This window comes from Kitasatospora sp. NPDC024654 (genome assembly GCF_055559155.1).
Window position 1 is genome coordinate 209,022 of record NZ_JBVHLF010000004.1, and the last position, 4,267, is coordinate 213,288.

Below are 4,267 nucleotides of genomic sequence, written 5' to 3' on the forward strand. Positions count from 1 at the left end.
GGGTGTCCGCCGCCGGGGTGACCACGCCGGGGGGGGGGGGGACCGCGAGCGGGATAAATCGCGATGGGGTGGGGGCTTTCCGGTGGGGGCTCGCCGTCGACGGCGAGCCGCTCACCGCGGACGAACTCGCCCAGCTGGCGGCCGCCAAGCAGGGACTGGTGCGGATCCGCGGGCAGTGGATCGAGGTGGACGCCCGGCAGATCGCGGCCGCCGTCGACTTCCTGGCACGGGAGGGGCAGGGCGAGCTGCCCGCGGACCGGCTGCTACGGCTGGCGCTGGACCCGAAGGCCTCGGTGGCCGGGTTGCCGGTCGGTCCGGTCCACGCCACCGGTGTACTCGGTGCCCTCCTCGGCGGCGGCGACCCGGCGGCGGCCGGCGAAGTGCGGCTCCCCGCCGAGTTCGGCACCACACTCCGCCCGTACCAGGAGCGTGGAGTGGCCTGGCTGCGCTCGCTCGGTCGGCTCGGCCTGGGCGCCGTACTCGCCGACGACATGGGCCTGGGCAAGACCGTGCAGACCCTGGCCCTGCTCGCCATCGAGCACGCCGAGCACGCCGAGGATGCCGAGGCGTCCCGTCCCACCCTCCTCGTCTGCCCCACCTCCCTGGTCGGCAACTGGCGCCGCGAGGCGGCCCGGTTCGCCCCGATGGTGCGAGTGCACGTCCACCACGGCGCCGAGCGCCCCGCCGGCGACGGGCTGCGCGCCGCCGTGGCCGGCGCCGATCTGGTGATCACCACCTACGGCCTGCTCCCGCGCGACGCCGACCAGTTGCGCGCGATCCGCTGGCACCGGGTGATCGCCGACGAGGCGCAGGCCGTGAAGAACAGCGCCGCCGCCCAGTCCCGCGCGCTTCGCTCGCTCCCCGCCGAACACCGGATCGCGCTGACCGGTACCCCCGTGGAGAACCGGCTCGCCGAGCTGCACGCCATCCTCGACTTCGCCAACCCGGGGCTGTTCGGCTCGGCGGCGGCCTTCAAGGAGCGTTACGGCATCCCGGTCGAGCAGCACGGTAATCCGCAGCGGATGGCCGAACTCCAGCGCCGGACCAGGCCGTTCATCCTGCGCCGGCTGAAGCGCGACCCCGCGGTGGCGGCCGAGCTGCCCGCCAAGCAGGAGATGACCGTCTGGTGCACCCTCACCGCCGAGCAGGCCGGCCTCTACCAGGCCGTGCTGGCCGACCTGTTGGAGCGGGTGGCGGGGATCAAGGGCGTCGAGCGGAAGGGCACCGTGCTGGCGGCCCTCGGCAAGCTCAAGCAGGTCTGCAACCACCCGGCCCACCTGCTGCACGACGGCTCGGCGCTGGCCGGCCGCTCCGGCAAGCTCGCCCGGCTGGAGGAGATCCTGGCCGAGGCGCTGTCCGAGGGCGACCGCACCCTGGTCTTCACCCAGTACGCCGAGTTCGGCACCATGCTCCAGCCCTATCTGGCCGAGCGGCTCGGCACCGAGGTGCTCTTCCTGCACGGTGGCTTGGGGGCCCGGCAGCGCGACGCGTTGGTCGAGCGGTTCCAACGCACCGACGGTCCGGGGGTCTTCCTGCTCTCGCTGCGGGCGGGCGGTACCGGGCTCAACCTCACCGCCGCCAACCAGGTGATCCACCTGGACCGTTGGTGGAACCCGGCGGTCGAACAACAGGCCACCGACCGGGCCCACCGGATCGGTCAGCGCCGCGACGTCCAGGTCCGCAGCCTGGTCTGCGTCGGCACGGTGGAGGAGCGGATCGCCGAACTGACCGTGGCTAAAAGGACGTTGGCCGAGACCGTGACCGGGCCCGGCGAGCACTGGCTGACCGAACTCCCGGTCGCGGAGCTGCGCGAACTGCTCACGCTGGCGGAGGAGGCGGTGGAAGCATGACCGGCGCGGACATGACGGAGGGCCTGGAGGGTTACTGGGAGGGCGACTTCACGCTGCACGACGCGGGCGACGCGGACTCCACCGGCACCCGCCCCTCGGACCTGCCCCCCGACCGGCTGGCCCGTCCGGACATCACCGTACGTGGCCGCAACCTCGCCGACCTGCTCACCCCGCTCTACCGTGCGATGACCTCTTGACGGCGACCTCATGACGGCGACCTCGTGACGTCGGCCCCGCCTCCACTCCCGACCCCGCCCCCCGTGGCGCTTGACCCTCGACCTGGTCGAGCCCGCAGAGTCCTCGGCGTGGAGAGCGAGATGTACGGCATCGGCCGACTGGCCAGGGAGAGCGGGCTGGGCGTCAGCGCGCTGCGGTTCTACGACGGCGCGGGTGTGTTCGGCCCGGCCCGGGTGGATCCGCAGACCGGCTACCGCTGGTACGCGCCCGACCAGCTGGCCGACGCCCGGCTGCTCTGCCGGCTGCGCCGGGTGGGGCTGCCACTGGCGGACATCCGCCTGGTGCTGACCGCCCCCGCCGGCTCCGACGCCGCCCGCTGAGTGCTCGACGCGCACCTGCGGCGGCTGGAGGACGGCCTGGCCGACGCGCGTCGCGAGCTCTCCACAGTCCGAGACCTGCTCGACCAGAGGGAGCATCCGATGACCGTACCGCCCGCCATCCGGCTGACCGTGGACCGTACCGAGCTGGCCGCCGCGCTGGCCGCCGTCCGCTTCGCGGTCAGCACCGCACCCGAACTGCCGATGCTCGGCGGTGTCCTGTTCGACCTGGACGGCGACGCGCTGCGCCTGGTCAGCACCGACCGCTACCGGATCGCGGTCGCCCGGTCCACCGTGCACGCCGGCCCCCGCGGGGCCCTCAGCGTGCTGGCCCCGACCGCGCTCGCCGACCAGATCCGCGCGCTGGCCGAGGCGGTCGGCGGCGACGAGCTGACCCTCACGCTCTCGGGCGACCGGCTGTCGGCCGAAGCCGACGGTCGGACGGTCGAGGGCCGGCGGTTGGAGCTGGACTTCCCCGACTACCGCCGGCTGATCCGGCTGGACCCTGCCCACCGGGTCCCGGTGACCGCCGCCGAGCTGCGGCGCGCCGTGCTCACCGGTCCGACCCGCCACCAGCAGCCCACCCCGGACGGAGCCGAGGTCCCGCTGACCGTTCTGGTACTGAACGGCGACGGCTCCCTCCGAGTGGCCGCCGACCCGGGCACGGACCACCCCACGCCCACCGAGGCCGGACCCCTGCGCCTGGCGGTGAACCAGGAGTACCTCCTGCAGGCCCTCGCCGCGCCGGCCCAGGAGCGACTGCTTCTCGAACTCGGCGGCCCCATCAGCCCGCTGGCCATCCGCCCGGCCTCGGGCGAAGGGCCGTTCTCGCTCCTGATGCCAGTCCGCTGTGGTCACACAGCTGTCGGTGGACGTACCTCCTGAAACCGGCGTCGGTCGAGGTCCCGCCTCCTCGCCGACCATCGGCCCGGCCGGGCCTCGACCGACTCGGCGCCCTGGGGCGGCCGGTGGCGGGAGCCGACTCGCGGGTCGACGGTTACGGCCTCCCCGGCCTGCGAGCCAGGAAGTACGCCTGCTGGCCCTGTCGGGGCCTCTCGCTCTCGTCGGGCTCACGGATCAGCCGCGCGTCCACGACGAGGCCGGCCTCGCTCAGCAGCTCGGCGACGTGGTCCGGGGGCATCCAGTAGACGTCGAGCGACAGTTCGTGACCGTATGCCTGCTCGAGGTGCCGACGCTCATCGCCGACCTTGAAGGCGAGTAGCAGATGGCCGCCCGGGGCCAGTACTCGATGGAACTCCGCGAAGACCGTCGGCAGCAGCTCCGGTGGGGTGTGGACGGTCGAGTACCAGGCGACGACGCCCCCGAGAACGCCGTCCGCCAGGTTCAGGGCGGTCATCGATCCCTCCTCGAACCGGAGGTCCGGGTGCGTCCGGCGGGCCACCGCGACCATCTCCGGGGACAGGTCGATGCCGAAGACGGTCACTCCGAGGGAGTGCAGGTGTGCCGTCACCCGGCCGGGGCCGCAACCGAGATCGGCGACCGGCCCGAGTTCCGAGGCCCGTACGAGTTCGGCGAACGTCGTGAGCATCGCGCGGTCCAGCGGCTTGGCCTCCAGTTCCGCGCTGAGGAGCTTGGCGTAGTCGGCGGCGACGATGTCGTAGGCCGTCCGAGTGGCGTGCAGGTAGGTCGCTTCCGTCATACCCGAGGACGGTAGCCCCCTGTCGGCGACTGACGCCCGCCGGCCCTTGGTGAAGTCGGCCCGGGGCGCGGTTCCGGTCTTTCGACCAGTCCGTTTCCCCGGAGCCGCTCGGTCGCGTCCAACCTGCGGTGTAAAAGGATCACGGGCGTAGGGTGCCGTGCTGAACCGCCAAGTTCGCACGTCACAGCCCCGAAGGGACCCCT

The 4,267-nt window shown here is 73.1% G+C and carries 5 protein-coding genes; 4 read left to right on the top strand and 1 reads right to left on the bottom strand.

Features of this window, described 5'->3' with window-relative positions; translation table 11 throughout:
- Window positions 1-17 precede the first annotated feature (17 nt).
- From ACZ38L_RS04385 to ACZ38L_RS04400, 4 genes are all read left to right on the top strand, one after another.
- Window positions 18-1,850: a DEAD/DEAH box helicase gene (locus ACZ38L_RS04385; RefSeq protein WP_465689119.1), complete on the top strand. Its 1,833-nt coding sequence runs from the start codon at window positions 18-20 to the stop codon at window positions 1,848-1,850.
- The gene (locus tag ACZ38L_RS04390) at window positions 1,847-2,047 is read left to right on the top strand and encodes a hypothetical protein (protein ID WP_465689091.1); all 201 of its coding nucleotides are present in this window, start codon (window positions 1,847-1,849) and stop codon (window positions 2,045-2,047) included. Before ACZ38L_RS04385 ends, ACZ38L_RS04390 begins: the two co-directional genes overlap by 4 nt.
- 108 nt (window positions 2,048-2,155) lie before the next feature.
- Window positions 2,156-2,407, top strand: a complete 252-nt coding sequence (locus tag ACZ38L_RS04395; RefSeq protein ID WP_465689093.1) for a MerR family transcriptional regulator — start codon at window positions 2,156-2,158, stop codon at window positions 2,405-2,407.
- Between the two features lie 99 nt (window positions 2,408-2,506).
- Window positions 2,507-3,289, top strand: a complete 783-nt coding sequence (locus ACZ38L_RS04400; protein ID WP_465689095.1) for a DNA polymerase III subunit beta family protein — start codon at window positions 2,507-2,509, stop codon at window positions 3,287-3,289.
- A 112-nt stretch (window positions 3,290-3,401) separates the two neighbouring features.
- On the opposite strand, the gene ACZ38L_RS04405 is transcribed toward ACZ38L_RS04400, so the two are convergent.
- The gene (locus tag ACZ38L_RS04405; protein WP_465689097.1) at window positions 3,402-4,064 is read right to left on the bottom strand and encodes a class I SAM-dependent DNA methyltransferase; all 663 of its coding nucleotides are present in this window, start codon (window positions 4,062-4,064) and stop codon (window positions 3,402-3,404) included.
- Window positions 4,065-4,267: the final 203 nt, after the last annotated feature.